Genomic DNA, 15,992 nt, shown 5'->3' with positions numbered 1-15,992 from the left:
AAGAGACAGTTAGACGCGGCACCACCACCCACCCCGACCATCCGACCTAGCCACACGCCGTCAGGGACAAGAACCACGGTTCTACCTCACGCAACCACGGTTCTACCTCACGCAACCACGGTTCTACCTCGCGCGACTGCGGTTCTACCTCGGCCGACCACGGTTCTCCCTCGGGGCGGCCCGCCTGTTCGGCATGACGGCACCGTTCGCCGTAACCTGGCAGACGTCGTCGGCGACGTCCGCGACGCAGGCGGGCGGGCACCGGCGCTCTCCCACCCCGTCGCCCCGAGGAGGCCCCGTGCCCGAGCCCGTCACCGCTGCGCCTGGTCCGGCAGCCCCCGACTCCCTGCCGCACGTCGTGGTGGTCGGCGCGGGGTTCGCCGGGCTCGCAGTCGTCAAGGGGCTCGCGAAGGCGCCCGTGCGCGTGACGCTCGTGGACCGCCGCGTCTACAACACGTTCCAGCCGCTGCTCTACCAGGTCGCGACCGGCGGGCTGAACCCGGGCGACGTCACCTACTTCCTGCGCGGGCTGCGGCTCAAGCAGAAGAACGTGCGGGTCGTGCACGAGCACCTCGTCGGCATCGACCACGAGGCGCGCCGCATCCGCCTCCTCAACGACGAGTGGGTCGACTACGACTACCTCGTCGTCGCGAACGGCGTCACGGCGAACTTCTTCGGCACCCCCGGCGCCAAGGAGAACTCGTTCCCCATGTACTCGCGGTCCCAGGCGATGAAGATCCGCGACACGCTCTTCATCCGGCTCGAGAAGGCCGCGGCGAGCCCCGCGACGGACGACGGGCTGCGCGTCGTCGTCGTGGGCGGCGGCGCGACGGGCGTCGAGGTCGCGGGGGCGCTCGCCGAGCTCCGCACCGCAGGGCTGCGCCCCGCCTACCCGGAGATCCACGGCGACGCGTTCGAGGTGAAGATCGTCCAGCGCGGCGGCGAGGTGCTCAAGTCGTTCCACCCGAAGCTGCGCCGGTACGCGGCCGAGGAGCTGCGTCGCCGCCACGTGGGTCTGCACCTGGGTGCCGGGGTCGCGGAGGTCCTGCCCGACGCCGTCGTGCTCACGGACGGCACGCGCATCCGCTCCGACCTCACGGTGTGGTCGGCGGGCGTGCACCCGCACGAGGAGGTCGACGACTGGGGCCTGCCGCGCGGCGAGGGCGGGCGCGTCGTCGTGGGCGACGACCTGCAGGTCGAGGGTCTGCCCGGGGTCTTCGCGGCGGGTGACATCGCGATCTCCCCGGCGGGGCTGCCGCAGCTCGCGCAGCCCGCGATCCAGTCGGGCACGCAGGTCGCGCACAACATCGAGGCGCTCCTCGCCGGGCGCCCGACGACGTCCCTGCGGTACTTCGACAAGGGCACCATGGCGGTCATCGGGCGGCGTGCGGCCATCGCGGAGGTCGTCGGCAGGCTCCGGCTCACGCGCGGCGTCGCGTGGCTCGCCTGGCTGTTCGTCCACATCATGGGGCTCATCGGGCCGCGCAACCGGCTGACGACGCTCGCCGGCCTGGTCACGCGCTACGGCTTCCCGTTCCATCGTCGCCCGATCCCCATCGTCGGCGACGTCCCGACCGTCCGGCCGCCCAAGCGCACGACGCCCCGCCGCGGCTGAGGCACCCCGAGGATCACCCGCTGTCGGCGCCTCCCCCGACCGCACCCGGCGCGACCGTGACGTACCCTCGAAGACGCAAGGAAGTTTGCAGGGGCAACCGGGGGCACGTGTGGTGGCAGGACGAACGACGGCACCGTCGACGACGACAGGCCGGACGAAGAACAGCTCGCAGGAGCGCGCGGCGCGCTCTGGAGCCCGCACGGGCGTGACGGGAGTGCCTCGGCGCGCACGCGTCGTGGTGCTCGCCGCCGTCGCCGTGGCGGCGCTCGCCGGGTGCCGAGCGGAGGCTCTGCCCGGCGGCCCGGGAACCCCGACGCCGTCGCCCACCGCCGAGCCGACCGCGGTCCCCACCGCCAGCCCGACGGCTGAACCCACCGACCCCGCGGGCGTCCCGACCACGGGTCCGGGGGCTCCGGTCCCGCCCGGGGGGTCCGACGGCGTCGAGGTGTCGGTCGAGATCGAGCCCGCGTTCCCGATGCCGAACCTCGTGGAGACCAAGCTCAAGCAGGCGCGCGCGGACCTGGACAAGCGCGGCGCGGTGAGCGTCGTCGTGGTCGACGCGCGCGACCCGCGCGCAGGCGCGCTGCCGGGGGCGTCGAACGGCTGGACGGTGTGCGCGCAGGACCCTGCGGGCGGCGACCTCCTCCGCGGGTCGGCGACGGCGACGCTCGCCGCAGCGCCCAACGCGCGGCACTGCCCCTGACGCTGCCGGTGCCTCGGACGCCGTCCCGGGTGGCGGCGTCGGCCTCGGGAGAGCACGGTGGGACCCTCACCGCGAGATCGGCCCGACCGTCTCGAGATCGGTCCTCTGAGGGTCGATCTCGCCCGCTCGGGTCGGTCTCGCCGCCAGCAGACAGGAGTCCGCCGCATGAAGATCGCCCTCGTCGGTGCCCACGGCAAGGTGGGCCGGCTGCTCGTCCCGATCCTCGTCGACCACGACGCCGCCGTGACCGGGATCGTGCGCGCCGAGGAGCAGCTCCCGCTCGTCCGCCGCCTCGGGGGCGAGCCGCTCCTGCTCGACGTCGAGTCCTCCTCGACCGACGAGCTCGCCGCCGCGCTCGGCGGGTTCGACGCCGTGGTGTGGTCTGCGGGGGCGGGCGGCGGGAACCCCGAGCGCACCTACGCCGTCGACCGCGACGCCGCGAGCCGCACGATGGACGCCGCCGCCGCTGCGGGCGTGGACCGCTACGTCATGGTGTCGTGGATCGGCTCCGTGCCGGACCACGGCGTCGACCCGGACTCGAGCTTCTTCGCCTACGCGGACGCCAAGCTCGCCGCCGACGACCACCTGCGCGGCACCGACCTCGACTGGACCATCCTCGGGCCGGGCACGCTGACCGACGACGACCCGACCGGCGCGATCCGCGTCGTCGGGGACGGGGCCGACGGGCTCGACGGCGCCGACGACGTCCCGGGCGGCGCCGCCTCGCAGGTCTCGCGCGCGGACGTCGCGATGGTCGTCGCGCAGGCCGTGCGCACCCCCGCGACGATCGGCCGCTTCGTCCGGTTCACCGCCGGCGACACCCCCATCCTCGAGGCGCTCGACCGGTAGACGTCAGCGCCCGAGGCGCCGGTCCACGCGCTCGCGCAGGTCGAGCGCCGTGCGCCGCCACGTCGCCGCGCGCGCCACGACCGACCCGACGCTCGTGTCCTCGGCCCGCACGTGCAGGACCTCGACCCCGCGCTCCGCCGCCGTGCGGACGATCGTGTCCGTCGCGCCGCGCAGCGCGAGCTGGAGCAGGACGGACGTCGTGCTCGCCTGCGCCTCGCCCGTCCCGAACCGCCGCCGGTAGACGACCTGCGTGACCACCCGGTCGAACATCGGGTCGGGACGCGAGCCCGCGTCGGGCGCGTCCGCGACGACGTCGTCGCCGCCGGCGTCCCCGGGGGCTTCCGAGCTGGCGTCGCCCGCACCCAGGAGCGCGTGCGCGTCGGCGAGGACGTCGTCGCCGTCCTCGTCCGGCGGCAGCACCGCGAGGTAGAGCGAGAGCAGGAGCTCGCTGATCCTGCGCAGCACCCACGCGCGGCCGGGCAGCGGGGGCACCGCCACGACGTACTGCGCGAGGTTCACCTCCAGGGCCTCGGCCGACAGGCACGTCCACGCGGGCGCCGTGCGGACCTCGACCACGCGCTCCCAGTCCACGTCCTTGCCGTCGAGGCCCACGCGTTCGGGGCCGATCGTCACGGCACCGAACCGGTCGAGCAGCGCGAGCGGCGCCGTCGCGAACCGCGGCACGTACGGGACGAGCCGCACGAGCCCCTGGACCGACACGTCCCACTCGCGCTCGAGCGGGTAGGACGGCCGCGGGTAGGCGGCGACCGCGCGCCGCACCCACTCCGCGACGACCTCGTCGAACGCGCTGTCGTCCGCGGCGCCGTCGAGCAGACCCCCGTCCGCGCCATCAGCGCCGTCAGTCACGGCACCGTCGTCCGCCAGCGCCTCGACGAGCGCGTCCTCGAGCACGGCGTCGAGGTCAGGCTCGGGAGCGGCCTCCGGCGCCGGGTCGACGTCGTCGCGTCGCGCACGACGGCCCGAGAGCGCGACCGGCAGCGAGAACGACGGCCGCGCGAACGTGGGACGCGGCAGCGCCGGGAGGGCGGGGACGCGCAGGAGGCGCTTCTCGCCGAGCAGCCGCGCGAGGGTGCGGCGCTCGTCGCCCGACGTCGTGGCGGGCAGGTCGGGACCCTCGCCCGGCTCGTCGCCCGTCGTCGTGAGGAACGGTTCCTTCGCCACGTGACCCCCTGTCCGGCGCGCCACCCGACGGCGCACCGCGGGCCAGCGTAGACCCGGCGGGCACCGGCCCACCAGGTCGGCGCGGGCCCCGGCGCGCCCCCCCCCCCCAACGGCCGCGCAGGCGGGGGGGGCCCCCCTCCCCGTGGAGGACGGCCCCGCCCGTCAGGGTGACCCGGCTGCGTCAGCCGCAGGCGATCGCGTCGTACGCGACGTCGTACGTCTGCGAGTAGTTCTCCCCGCCGCCCGCGAGGCGCGCGACGACGCTCACGGTGCCGGCGTCGACCGACGCCGACCGGGTGGAGAACGACTGGTACGCGTTCGCGTCCGGAGCCAGCTGGCCGAACGCCCGCTGGCCGAACGGCGTGACGAGGCGCAGCGAGACGGGCTCGTCCTCGCCGTTGGTCGCCCGGACGGCGACGTAGGCGGTGCCGTTCAGGCAGCGCGCCTCCGCCTCGATCGCGTCGACGCGCGGGTTGCCCACGCCGTTGATCGCGAACGTGTCCTCGGACAGCGACGCGACCGCGTGGCCGATCGCGCGCGACATGATGTCGAGCGCGGTCGCGTCGACGTTGTCGATCGTGTCCTGCGGCGAGTGGTAGTTCGGGTCGTAGAAGATGCCCTCGGTGCCGCCGAACAGCGCGACCTCCTCTGCCGTCTTCGAGCCGTCCGCGCCGGTGAACAGGCCGGACGCCGGGACGCCGTTCTCGATGAACGCCTGGTAGTCGGAGCGCCCGGAGAACTCGGTGTCGACCCACGGCTGGTCGATGCCGTCGAAGTAGTCGGTGAACACCGCCTCGGTCTCGGCCGAGCCGGGCGGCACCTCGACGGGCGCGGGGTACGTCGACTCGTTGGCGTCGTACACGCCGATGATGTAGTTCGGCGAGCCGACCATGTCGAAGTTGAGGTACGTCGCGATGTCGTCGAGCGCCGCGGGGTCGTTCGCGACGAGGTCGCTCACGTAGTGGGTCGAGCCGCGCAGGCCGACCTCCTCCGCGCCCCACCACGCGAACCGGACGGCGTTCACGACGTCCTGGCCCCCGTCGGTCGCGGCGGCGAGCTGGACCGCGACCTCGAGGATGGCCGCCGAGCCGGAGCCGTTGTCGTTGATGCCCGGCCCGTCCTCGACGCTGTCGAGGTGCGCGCCGACCATGACGACGTTGTCGTCCCGGCCGCCCGGCGTCTGGGCGATCACGTTGAACGTCTCGAACTCCTCGACGTGCGTCTGCAGGTCGTAGGTCGCGACCGCCTCGGCGCCGCCCGCGATCGCGGCGAGGATCGCCTGGCCGTCGGCCTGCGTGATGCCCACGGTCGGGACCCAGACGTCGCTCGCCTCACCGAGGGTCGGGTTCAGCGCGCCGTCGGCGTTGTTGTAGAGGATGACCGCAGCGGCACCGGCCTCCGCGGCGAAGCGGGCCTTGTCCGCGAACGGGCACGAGCCGCGGCTGATCAGCGCGACGGCCCCCTCCACGGCGACCCCGTCCCACGTGTCGGCCGTGCAGCCCTGGACGAGCTCGTCGGCGGGCTGGACGATCGGGCCCGTGACGCCGTCGTCCGGGGTGTCGGGGGCGAACTCGGCGGGGTAGACGTCCGACGTCACCTCGACGCCGGCCGCGGTGAGGGACAGGTCGTCGGTGACCAGGTCCTCGAACGTGAAGTACTGGCGCTCGGGCTCGTAGCCTGCGGCCCGCAAGGTGTCCTCGACGTAGACGGCGCTCGCCTCGTAGCCGGGCGTCTCCATCGCGCGGTTGCCGCCGTTGGCGTCCGCGATGTCCTGGAAGTCCTGGAGCCGCTGCATGACCGCGTCGCCGGTGACGATGTCCTCGAGCGGCGGGGGTCCGTCGGCGGCACGGAGGCCGCCGGCGGGGGCAGCGCCGACGGGCGCTGCGGTCAGAGCCGCGAGCACGAGGCTCGCGGCAGCGGCAGACGGGACGATCGTTCGTGGTCTCACGCATCCTCCTCGACAGTGGCCCCCGCCGACCGACCCCGGTCGTGTCGGGGTCCGGCCGAGTCGCACACGAGACGCGACGCTGCGAAGGCTCGTGTGCTCGCGAGCGTAGGCCCACGAGGCTCGCCGCGAAACCCCTGCGCGTGGTCCGGCTGCGCCGCGGGGCCACGCCGTGGTGCGGAGCCGTGCTCCGAGGCGTGGGCGGCGTCGGGCAGACTGTGCCCGTGCCCGGATTCGCCGTCGTCGACCTCGAGACCACGGGGTTCTCCCCTCGCCTCGGCGACCGGGTGGCCGAGGTCGCGGTGGTCCTGGTCGACACCGCGGGCCGCGTCGAGGACGAGTGGTCCACCCTGGTCAACCCTGAGCGCGACCTCGGGCCCCAGCACGTGCACGGCATCGCGGCGGCCGACGTCGCGCTCGCCCCGACGTTCGACCGCGTGGCCCCCGCGCTCCTGCGCCTGCTCTCCGGTCGCGTCCTCGTGGCGCACAACGCGGCCTTCGACACGCGGTTCTTGCGCGCGGAGATCGGGCGCGCGGGTATCGCGGCCGCGATCGATCCCGTCGCGTGCCTGTGCACGCAGCAGCTCGCGGGCCGGTACCTCACCGGCTCGCGCGCGCTCGCCGCGTGCTGCGCGGCGGTGGGGGTCGTGCACGACGACGTCCACTCGGCCTTGGGCGACGCCCGCGCCACCGCGGGGCTGCTCGGGTACTACCTCGACGTCGCGGCCGACGACGAGTGCTGGGACGTGGCACGCGCCGCAGCCGACGGCGTGCGGTGGTCGCTGCCCGCCGCGCTCCCCGGCGTAGAGCCCGTCCTCCGTGGCGCGAGCCGTGCGCGCGGGCACTGGCTCTCCGCGCTCGACGCCCCGGCGGACGCGCGCACGGGTGACGCGCCCGGCGACGGCGCCGACACCGCCACGTACCTGCGCCTGCTCGACGCGGCGCTCCTCGACCGCTACGTCTCCCACTCCGAGCGCGCGGCCCTGCTCGCCGAGGCACGGCACGCCGGGCTGGACCGCCCCGCTGTCGAGGCGGTGCACCGCGACTACCTCGCCGCGCTCGCCCGTGCGGAGCTCGACGCGCTCGACGGTGCCACCCCGGCGGGCGACCGCGACGGCACGGCGGCGCTGCGCGACGACGCCGCGCTGCACGAGGTCGCGGGCCAGCTCGGCCTCGACGCCGACGACGTCGCGGGAGCCGTCGAGGCGGCGCTCGGGACGCGCCTGGCGGCGGAGACGGCGGTCGGGCCACGGCCCGCGTTCGTGCTCGCGGACGGCGACGAGGTCGTGCTCACCGGTTCGATGTCCCGCACGCGCGAGGCGTGGGAGCGCGACGTGCGCGCAGCCGGCCTCTCCCCCTGGCCCTACGTGACGCGCCGGACCCGGCTGGTCGTCGCCGCCGACCCGGACTCGCTCTCGACGAAGGCCCGCACCGCACGCCGGTACGGCGTCCCCGTGGTCACCGAGGCCGCGTTCGGGTCGCTGCTCGCCGCGTCCTCGGCCGCGAGCGGGCGCGCTCCCGACGCCGCGGTGCGACGCTGGGCGTCATGAGCCCGAAGGCCCCGCGCGGTGACGACGGCTCGACGGCGGTCGGCACGGACGTCGACTCGCTCGTCGACGGGCTCTTCGCGCTGCCGCTCGAGCAGTTCGTCGTCGCCCGCACTGCGGCGGCCAAGCAGGTCAAGGCGGCGGGGGACGCGGTCGGCGCCGAGCGCGTAGGACGTCTCGCGAAGCCGACCGTCGCCGCGTGGGTCGTCAACCAGGTCGCGCGCGAGCGTCCCGACGACGTCGCCGCGCTCGTCACCCTCGGGGACGAGCTGCGCGACGCGACGGCCGACCGTGACCGCGCGCGCATCAGGACGCTCGACCGGCTGCGGCGCGAGCGCGTGGAGCGCGTCGTCGGCGAGCTGCGCGACGCGGGCGAGGTGGCGGGCCGGGCCGTGTCCGCGACGGCGCTCGACCGGCTCGCCGAGACGCTCACCGCCGCCGTCATGGACCCGGACGCGGGTGCGCTCGTCCGCGCCGGTCGGCTGTCGCAGGCCCTCCAGCACGTCGGGTTCGGCATCGTCGACGAGGGCGGCGAGCCGGCCGACGTCGTCGAGCTGCGGGCGCGGACCGGCGGCACGGCGGGCACGGGCGGGCCGGGGACCGCGGACCCGGGGACGAGCACGACGCGCGGCGGGCGCGGCGCCCGGTCCGCGCGGGCCGACTCTGGCCCGGGCGACGGCGAGCCCCCCGAGGAGGACGCCGTGGCGGCCGCCGAGCGCGAGGTCGAGGCGACGGCGGCAGAGGTCGACCGCCTCGAGGCCGAGCGCGACGAGGCGGACACGCGCGTGCGCGCGGCGAGCGACGCCGTCGGGCAGGTGGAGGAGGAGCTCGGGCGCGTCGAGGACGAGCTGGCCCGGCTCGCCGACGAGCGCGAGGACCTGCGCGCGCGGCTCGCCGAGGCGCGCGACGCCGCGACCGCGGCCCAGGAGTCGCTCGACGGCATCGACGCGCGGCTCGACGCCGCCGAGGAACGCGCCGCGGCCGCCCGCAAGACCCGGCGCACCGCACGCCGCGGTTGAGCGTTCCGGCGGCGTTCGTCGTCCGCGAACGCGGGACTGAGCGGGGCACGCTCAAGGTTGGAGAGGTCAGGACGCCACGGGCCGACCGTGGCACGACAGACCTGGAGGACCACCATGATCAGCACCTACACCGTGGCACCGTTCCGTCCGGTGCCCACCGAGCGCGTCGTGCGCCAGCTCTGGACGCGACCCAGCGGCACGCCCGTCGCGCGGACGGGATACGCGCCCGCCGCGGACGTCTACCGCGAGGACGACGACCTCGTCGCCCGCTTCGACCTGCCGGGCGTGGACCCGGAGCGCGACGTGACCGTCGAGCTCGAGGGTCGTCGCCTCGTGGTCCGCGGCGAGCGTCGCGACCAGCGCGTCGTCGAGGCCCCCGTGGCCGAGACGTCCGAGACCGCCGAGGGCGAGCAGCCCGAGGCGGCGACGGACGAGGCCGACACCGACGACGCGGCCGAGGTCGCCCCGGCCGGGCGCCGCGTCCGCGAGGTGCGGTTCGGCGAGTTCCGCCGCACCGTCACCCTGCCGAAGTCGCCGGACGCCGACACCGTCCGCGCGTCCTACGACGCGGGCGTGCTCACCGTGACCGTCGCCGGCGTGTTCGCCGGCCGCGCTCCCCAGCGCATCGAGGTCACGCGCGCGGCGTGACGCGCACCGCCGGCGCGACGCGCGTCGTCGCGCCGGCACCCTGACCCCGGTCACGCCCGCCCCTGCGCGACCGGACCACGGACGGGGCCGGCGCCTCACGGTGCCGGCCCCGTCCGTCTGCCCCGATGGGGACATCTCCCCACGGATGGGCCGGATCCGGGACGTACCGGTCCGCTAGCCTTCCGGCCATGCCGAGCACCACGCCCCCGGGGCCGCCCGTGCCCTCGCCTGTGCCCTCGCCCGTCCCCGGTCCCCGCGCGCTCCTGGGCGCCACCACCGCGGTCGCCCTCACGCTCATCCTCGGAGCCTGCTCCGGCGACGCGGCCGCCGACGAGCCGACCCCGGTCACCGTCGGGGTGGAGGAGTACCAGCCGGTCCTCGAGACACGGCTGCCCGTCCCCGGGTCCGCCGAGGACGAGGTCTCGCTCGGGCTGGTGTCGCTCGTCGCCGAGGGCTCGACGGTCGAGCTGCGCGTCCTCATGACGCCGCGCTTCGTCGACGCGGACGCGGAGAAGCCCGAGGAGCACTCGGCGTACGACATGCTCGGGCACGACCACAACCCGACGATCGTCGACGTCGACGCGCTCACCGAGTACGACCTCATCTCCTCCGGGGGGACCGACCTCGCGACCGACGTGGTCGCGGCGAAGACCGTGAACGGCCGCCCGCTCCTGTACCAGGCCTGGTTCCCGCGCCCCGCGGGCGACCCGGCGGCCGTCGACGTGCGGCTCCACGAGTCGTGGCCCCCGTTCGAGGACGTCCCGGTGACGTACGAGGTGGAGGAGTGAGCCGCGCGCGCCGCGCCGCCGTCGCGTCGCTCGCCACGGTCGTCGTGACGACGACCCTGCTCGCGACCGCCACGACCCCGGCGTCCGCGGACGACGAGCCCGGCGCCGACCCGACGCCCGACGTCCCCGGGATCGACGCGCTCATCCTCGACGACCTCGGTGGGCCTCCCAGCCGGGAGTCGCTCGACAAGGCCGTGCGGCACTTCGACCCCGGCGTCGCCACGACCTTCGAGACCGAGGGCGCCGTCACGTCCTTCGAGTACGTCGAGGTGGAGGAGGACGAGGTCGTCGTCACGCTCGAGACGGACGTGCTGTTCGACGTCGGCTCTGCCGAGCTGTCCGACGCGGCGGTGCAGCGCGTCCAGGAGGTCGCCGAGGACCTGCCCGACGGCGTGACCGCGACCGTCGCGGGCCACACCGACTCGGTCGGGGAGGACGCGGACAACCTCGACCTCTCGCAGCGTCGCGCGCAGGCGGTCGTCACGGCCGCCGCGGCGGTGCGCCCCGACGTCACGTTCGACGCGCAGGGCCACGGGGAGTCACAGCTCAAGGTCGAGGAGGGCGGTGACGACGTCGCCGACGACCGCGCCCAGAACCGGCGGGTCGAGCTGCGCTACTCCGGCACGACGCCCGGCGAGCGGGGGATCGAGATCGAGGAGCACGAGCTCGCCCCCGTCGACGCCGACCACGTCCCCGCCGACGGCCCGCGGGTCGATCTCGTCGAGGACGGCGAGACGGTCGTGGAGAAGACCGTCGTCGTGCCGAACGACGAGGGCCGGGAGGAGCGCGTGCGCGTCGCGATCGAGCCGATCGTCGTGCGCGGCCCGGTCATGCGCCTCCGCGTCCAGCTCACGCCGCTCGACCCGGTCGACGGGGAGACGGACCGGATCTCCGTGTACGACCTCACGGGTCGGGGCGAGCTGCACCCGTCCGCCGTCGACCCGTACGCGCTGGTCTCGTACGAGCCGGTCCGCGGCAGCGGCGCGCGCGAGCTGGAGAGCGACCCGCTCTTCGTGCGGACCGTCGTCGGGCGGACGGCCCGGTACGAGGTCTACCTGCCGCGGCCTCTCGACGAGTCGCTGGCGTCGCTCTACGTGAACGTCGCGCCGACGTGGCCCACGTTCGAGGACGTCCCGCTCGTCTGGGACTGACCGCTACTACGCGCTGCGGCCCAGGAAGGACCGCAGGGCCTCGGTGACCAGCGCGTGGTCGTCGCCCTGGGCGAGACCGGACACCGTCACGACACCGACGATCCCGACGCCGTCGACCCGGACGGGGAACGCGCCGCCGTGGGCGGCGTACTCCTGGAGCGGGAGCTGGTGCTGCTCGGCGAACGTCGTCCCCTTCGCGCGGGCGCGCAGGCCCACGAGGTACGACGACGCCCCGAACCGCTCGACGACCCGCACCTTCCGCTCGACCCAGGAGTCGTTGTCCGGCGTCGTGCTCTCGCGCGCGGCGTGGAACACCTGCTGCGGGCCCTTGCGGACGTCGATCGTCACGGGCAGGTCGCGCTCGTCGGCGAGCTCGACGAGCAGGCAGCCGAGCCGCCAGGCGTCGTCGTGCGTGAAGGTGCGGAGCACCAGGTCGCGCTCGTCCGCCTCGACGGAGGCGATGAGGGCGGCGAGGTCGTCGGGCGTCGTGGTCATGCCGCTCATCGTGGCACGATCGCGCCGTGACGACGACGCCGCCTCCGCCCGCCCGCGAACCGCTCGACCCGCTCGACCACGGACTGCTCGACCGCGCGTCGGGCGTGCTGCTCGCCGAGGCGGCGGGCGACGCCCTCGGGGTGCCGTACGAGTTCGCGCAGCCGCCCGGTCATGGTCGGCAGGAGGCGGTCGCGGTCATGCGGGGCGGTGGACTCGGCCCGTACGCACCGGGCGAGTGGAGCGACGACACGCAGATGTCGGTGTGCGTCGCCCGGGTCACCGCCGCCCACGACGTGCTCTCCCGCGTCCCGGACGCGTTCGGCGCGACGCCGCTCGACGAGGTCGCGGCCGCGTTCGAGGCGTGGCGCACCGGTGGCGCGACCGACGTCGGGACGCAGACCGCCTCCGTGCTGAGCGCCGCCGCCGCCCGCCGGGGACCCGCCGCGACGCGCCTACGCGAGGCGTCCGCGGCGCTGCACGCGGCGACCGGACGCACGGCCGGGAACGGCGCGCTCATGCGCACGGGTGTCGTCGGGCTCGTCGCCCTGGACGACCGCGACGCGACCGCCCGCGCGGCCCGCGCCGTCGCGGAGCTCACGCACACCGACCCGCTCGCCGCCGAGTCGTGCGTGCTCTGGTCGGAGGCGGTGCGCGTCGCGGTGACCGAGCAGCGGCTCGACGTGCGCGCGGGGCTGGACCTCCTCGACCCGGACGCGGCGGCGCGCTGGTCCGCGTGGATCGCGGACGCCGAGCGCGCGCGGCCCGCGGCCGACCTGCGGCAGAACGGCTTCACCGTCACCGCTCTCCAGGCCGCGTGGCACGCGATCGCGACGACCTCCGCACCGCAGGGCTCCACGTTCGCCGGCCGCGACCATCTGGCGGCCGCTCTCCAGGCCGCCGTCTCGATCGGTGGCGACACCGACACGGTCGCGGCCATCGCCGGCGCGCTCCTCGGCGCACTCTACGGAGCCCGCGCCGTGCCGTACGAGTGGGCGGTAGCCGTCCACGGCTGGCCCGGGATCGCGCGGCGCCAGCTCACCGCGCTCGCCCGGCGCACCGCGCAGGGCGGCCTCGTCCGCCCTGGCGCGCTCGCGCCGGCCGGCACCGAGCCGGTCCGCAGCCAGTTCTGCCCGCTGTGCGGCACGCTGCTCCGCGAGAACCCGCGCTACCCGCGGCACGTGTGCGCGTGGTGCCAGGCCGACGTCACCGACGAGGCCGGTCGCGCGGTCTCGCTGACCAACGTGGACCTCGGCGGCGGCTACCAGGCCCACTATCTCGACCGCTCCCCCGCGTCGGACGCGGTGCGGGGCGGGCGCGTCTGGATCGGCGGGGTCGAGCACCGGGCGGGAGAGGCCCGCTTCGGCGGGATCGTGGTCCGGCCGCTCGACGAGAGACGCTGACCAGCATGTCGCGCACCGCCGTGTCTCATGCGCCACGGTGGGTCGCCCCCATAGCCTGGGCCGGTGACGATGCCGAACCCGTATCTGCGCTCGGACGTCTCGTCATGGCGCATCGTCGACGCCGAGCCCCTCGGCACTGACGAGAAAGCTTGGCTCGAAGACCACTTCGGGAACCGCTGGCTCTTCAAACCGGCCGAGATCAAGCGGAACACCACCCGCCAGGGGCAGGACTGGGCCGAGAAGATCGCTGCGGAGATCGCGACTCTCCTCGCCCTGCCGCACGCGCACGTGGAGCTCGTGGTACGCGACGGCGCCGAGGGCTCCGTCTCGCTCAGGATCGGTTCCGACGACCTCGTCCTCCGTGAGGGGACGCTGCTCCTGATCGACCGGCACGCACCCGGCTACGTGCCGATCTTTGAACTCGCCAAAGGCGCTCCACGCAAGCGACGGCCCGGGCATTCCCTCGAGAACATCCACGCCGCACTCCGTCACGTCGCTGCCCCATCGGGCTGCAGCCTTCCCGGGGACCTGTCCGCCTTCGACATCTTCGTCGGCTACCTCATCCTCGACGCGTGGATCGCCAACCGCGATCGGCACGACCAGAACTGGGCCGTGCTGGAGCCCCAGCTGGGGGAAGGCCCGCGGCTGCTGTGCCCGACGTATGACCACGGGAACTCGCTCGGGTACGGACTCTCCGATACCGACCGATTCGAACGGATCTCATCATCCGAGCGGATGGCGCAGTTTGCGGAGCGGGGTACCGCCTTTCGCCTCGAGAACGCCGGTCCCGGAACGATCCCGACGCTGGTGACGGTCGCGGTCTCCGCGCTGCTGATGGCCTCCCCAGAAGGCCGTGCTCACTGGTCCGAAGTGATCCAAGGGCTCCCGGTCTCCCCTGCCCAAGACATCGTGAGGCGAGTCCCGGGGTTGTCGGTGCCGGCGCGTACGTTTGCTGCAAGACTGTTGGAGATTAACGCAGAAAGGCTCAGCCATGAGTGCAACAGCCGTCTCTGAGGTAAGCCTCGAGCGCTCGGCACCCGTCCTCCAGACGCGGCAGCGGCTGGTCGTGGCGTGGCAGCATCCCATCAACCGCCAGATCGAACCTGTCGGCTTCCTCGCGGTCACCAACGGTCTCCACACCTTCGAGTACGTCGCGAACGTGCGCCAGATCGACGGCTTCCGTCCTCTAGTGGGCTTCCCCGACCTTGAGCGACGATACTCGTCCGGTTTCCTCTTCCCGTTGTTCGCCCAGCGCGCCATGGACCCGCGTCGCAGTGACTACGAGCGCTACATCCGGGGGCTCGGGCTGGAACCAGACGCCGACCCGTGGGAGCAGATCTCTCGGTCCCGCGGCCACCGTCAGGGCGACACGCTTCAACTCTTCCCCGTACCTCGAGTGGAACAAGGGCACGTGCGTTCCACGTTCCTCGTCCACGGGCATCGTCACGTCTCCGCGCGGCCGACCTGGCTGCGCGGGGAACCCCTGGCCTTCACGTACGAGCAGGTCGAGCAGGCGTTCTCAACGCTCGGCCCGGGCAGCCCGCTGCGGCTCGAGGACGAGCCCGAGAACGCACACAACCCCGAGGCAGTCCTCACGGTCTCGGGTGGCGGCGTCCCGGTCGGCTACGTTCCCGATCTCCTGGTCCATGACCTCCACCGCCTCGAGGAGATCACGTCGGTGCGCGCAACCGTGGCGCATGTCAACGGACCGGAGGCACCGTCCCACATGCGGCTGCTCGTGAACCTCGCCGCGGACGACGCCGGAGACTTCGAGTTCTTCACCGGCCCGCGTTGGGAGTCCCTGGCCTGAGTCAGTACGCGAAGGCGTCGTCAAGACCGAGCATCGACACCTCGACTTGCGCTGGCAGAAACGCGCAACACTCCTCGAAGAGCTCGCGCCGGTTCATCGTTTCGAGTTCTGCGACGAGGACGTCGTAAAGCTCGAGCAGGTTCTCGACATCTCCTGCAGCATAGGTCACTTGTTCTGGCGTCAGACTCGAAGAGGACCAGTCGCTCGTCCGCACCGATCCTTTGTCGAGGTCGATGCCGAGATATCGCCGGGTCAACGCACCGAGGCTGTGATCGCGTGACGGCGCGGTCGGGCGCAAGAGCTTGGACGCGATCTTTGTGCACCGGACGTTCGCCGCGCGCGTCCCCCAGGAACGTCGCATGAAACGCAGATCGAACGGTGCGTGATGCATCACCTTGACCACTGAGTCGTCTGCGAGCAGGGCGCTGAGAATCCTGGGAGTGCGGTCCGCGACCTGGACGACATCGATCGACGAGGAGAGACCTCTGACCTGGCACGTCCCGAGACGGTCGTGGACCCAGTCGAGTCCCGAGGTCTCGGTGTCCCAAGCAACGATTCCACCCGTGCGCAGCTCGTCAGCTCGTTCGACGCCAAGATCGCCGTCCACGATCGTCGCCATGCGCGCTCCCTCAAGCAGTTGGTGGTCGACATGTGACCGTACCCGCAGGGTATGACTCGGACTCTCCGCGAGATCCCACCGACGCGACCCCTGTGGATGATCGGCTCGGTGACTCAGGCACCGGACGGGCAAGGCGCGGGGGGGGGGGGGGGGGGCGCGGGGGGGGCGGGGGGGGGGGCCCCCCCCGGGGGCGCGGGCGGGCGGAGGGGGTAGCAGACACA

General features: G+C 74.0%; 15 protein-coding genes. 11 read left to right on the top strand and 4 right to left on the bottom strand.

Going from position 1 to position 15,992, the window contains the following annotated elements; genetic code table 11:
- The first annotated feature begins 298 nt into the window (after positions 1–298).
- The 3 genes from ACFWH7_RS18250 to ACFWH7_RS18240 all read left to right on the top strand — a co-directional run bounded on the left by ACFWH7_RS18250 (position 299) and on the right by ACFWH7_RS18240 (position 3,167).
- Positions 299–1,615, top strand: a complete 1,317-nt coding sequence (locus ACFWH7_RS18250) for an NAD(P)/FAD-dependent oxidoreductase (RefSeq protein WP_378218619.1) — start codon at positions 299–301, stop codon at positions 1,613–1,615.
- Positions 1,616–1,820: 205 nt separating this feature from the next.
- On the top strand, positions 1,821–2,318 hold the full coding sequence (locus ACFWH7_RS18245; protein ID WP_378218617.1) for a hypothetical protein: 498 nt from the start codon (positions 1,821–1,823) through the stop codon (positions 2,316–2,318).
- A gap of 165 nt (positions 2,319–2,483) precedes the next feature.
- Positions 2,484–3,167 (top strand): SDR family oxidoreductase, encoded by a 684-nt coding sequence (locus ACFWH7_RS18240; protein ID WP_378218615.1) that lies wholly within the window; start codon positions 2,484–2,486, stop codon positions 3,165–3,167.
- Positions 3,168–3,170: 3 nt separating this feature from the next.
- Here ACFWH7_RS18240 and ACFWH7_RS18235 read toward each other — a convergent pair whose 3' ends face one another.
- The gene (locus tag ACFWH7_RS18235; protein ID WP_378218613.1) at positions 3,171–4,349 is read right to left on the bottom strand and encodes a hypothetical protein; all 1,179 of its coding nucleotides are present in this window, start codon (positions 4,347–4,349) and stop codon (positions 3,171–3,173) included.
- A gap of 181 nt (positions 4,350–4,530) precedes the next feature.
- Positions 4,531–6,297, bottom strand: a complete 1,767-nt coding sequence (locus ACFWH7_RS18230) for a M28 family peptidase (protein ID WP_378218611.1) — start codon at positions 6,295–6,297, stop codon at positions 4,531–4,533.
- 221 nt (positions 6,298–6,518) lie between these two features.
- Here ACFWH7_RS18230 and ACFWH7_RS18225 point away from each other — a divergent pair, with 221 nt between their 5' ends.
- From ACFWH7_RS18225 to ACFWH7_RS18205, 5 genes are all read left to right on the top strand, one after another.
- Positions 6,519–7,844, top strand: coding sequence for an exonuclease domain-containing protein (locus ACFWH7_RS18225; RefSeq protein WP_378218609.1), 1,326 nt, complete (start codon positions 6,519–6,521; stop codon positions 7,842–7,844).
- Complete coding sequence (locus ACFWH7_RS18220) at positions 7,841–8,860, top strand: hypothetical protein (RefSeq protein WP_378218607.1); 1,020 nt, start codon at positions 7,841–7,843, stop codon at positions 8,858–8,860. Before ACFWH7_RS18225 ends, ACFWH7_RS18220 begins: the two co-directional genes overlap by 4 nt.
- A gap of 114 nt (positions 8,861–8,974) precedes the next feature.
- On the top strand, positions 8,975–9,508 hold the full coding sequence (locus ACFWH7_RS18215; protein ID WP_378218605.1) for an Hsp20/alpha crystallin family protein: 534 nt from the start codon (positions 8,975–8,977) through the stop codon (positions 9,506–9,508).
- A 188-nt stretch (positions 9,509–9,696) separates the two neighbouring features.
- Positions 9,697–10,296, top strand: coding sequence for a hypothetical protein (locus tag ACFWH7_RS18210; protein WP_378218603.1), 600 nt, complete (start codon positions 9,697–9,699; stop codon positions 10,294–10,296).
- A complete protein-coding gene (locus ACFWH7_RS18205) occupies positions 10,293–11,447 on the top strand; it encodes an OmpA family protein (protein WP_378218601.1) in 1,155 nt (384 codons plus the stop codon). Before ACFWH7_RS18210 ends, ACFWH7_RS18205 begins: the two co-directional genes overlap by 4 nt.
- A 6-nt stretch (positions 11,448–11,453) precedes the next feature.
- On the opposite strand, the gene ACFWH7_RS18200 is transcribed toward ACFWH7_RS18205, so the two are convergent.
- Positions 11,454–11,942 (bottom strand): heme-degrading domain-containing protein, encoded by a 489-nt coding sequence (locus tag ACFWH7_RS18200; protein WP_378218598.1) that lies wholly within the window; start codon positions 11,940–11,942, stop codon positions 11,454–11,456.
- A 26-nt stretch (positions 11,943–11,968) separates the two neighbouring features.
- On the opposite strand from ACFWH7_RS18200, the gene ACFWH7_RS18195 reads away from it, so the two are divergent.
- The 3 genes from ACFWH7_RS18195 to ACFWH7_RS18185 all read left to right on the top strand — a co-directional run bounded on the left by ACFWH7_RS18195 (position 11,969) and on the right by ACFWH7_RS18185 (position 15,152).
- Entirely contained in the window at positions 11,969–13,342 is a 1,374-nt protein-coding gene (locus ACFWH7_RS18195; RefSeq protein ID WP_378218596.1) for an ADP-ribosylglycohydrolase family protein, read from the top strand.
- Positions 13,343–13,405: 63 nt separating this feature from the next.
- Positions 13,406–14,356, top strand: a complete 951-nt coding sequence (locus tag ACFWH7_RS18190) for a HipA domain-containing protein (RefSeq protein ID WP_378218593.1) — start codon at positions 13,406–13,408, stop codon at positions 14,354–14,356.
- The gene (locus tag ACFWH7_RS18185; RefSeq protein WP_378218591.1) at positions 14,334–15,152 is read left to right on the top strand and encodes a hypothetical protein; all 819 of its coding nucleotides are present in this window, start codon (positions 14,334–14,336) and stop codon (positions 15,150–15,152) included. Before ACFWH7_RS18190 ends, ACFWH7_RS18185 begins: the two co-directional genes overlap by 23 nt.
- 1 nt (position 15,153) lies before the next feature.
- On the opposite strand, the gene ACFWH7_RS18180 is transcribed toward ACFWH7_RS18185, so the two are convergent.
- Positions 15,154–15,771, bottom strand: a complete 618-nt coding sequence (locus ACFWH7_RS18180; RefSeq protein ID WP_378218589.1) for a ribonuclease D — start codon at positions 15,769–15,771, stop codon at positions 15,154–15,156.
- Positions 15,772–15,992 lie beyond the last annotated feature (221 nt).

The organism is Cellulosimicrobium cellulans, assembly GCF_042723955.1.
GTDB classification, from domain to species: Bacteria; Actinomycetota; Actinomycetes; order Actinomycetales; family Cellulomonadaceae; genus Cellulosimicrobium; species Cellulosimicrobium cellulans_H.
Note: the sequence above shows the minus strand (reverse complement) of the source record. Positions and strands in the feature narration are given on the sequence as shown.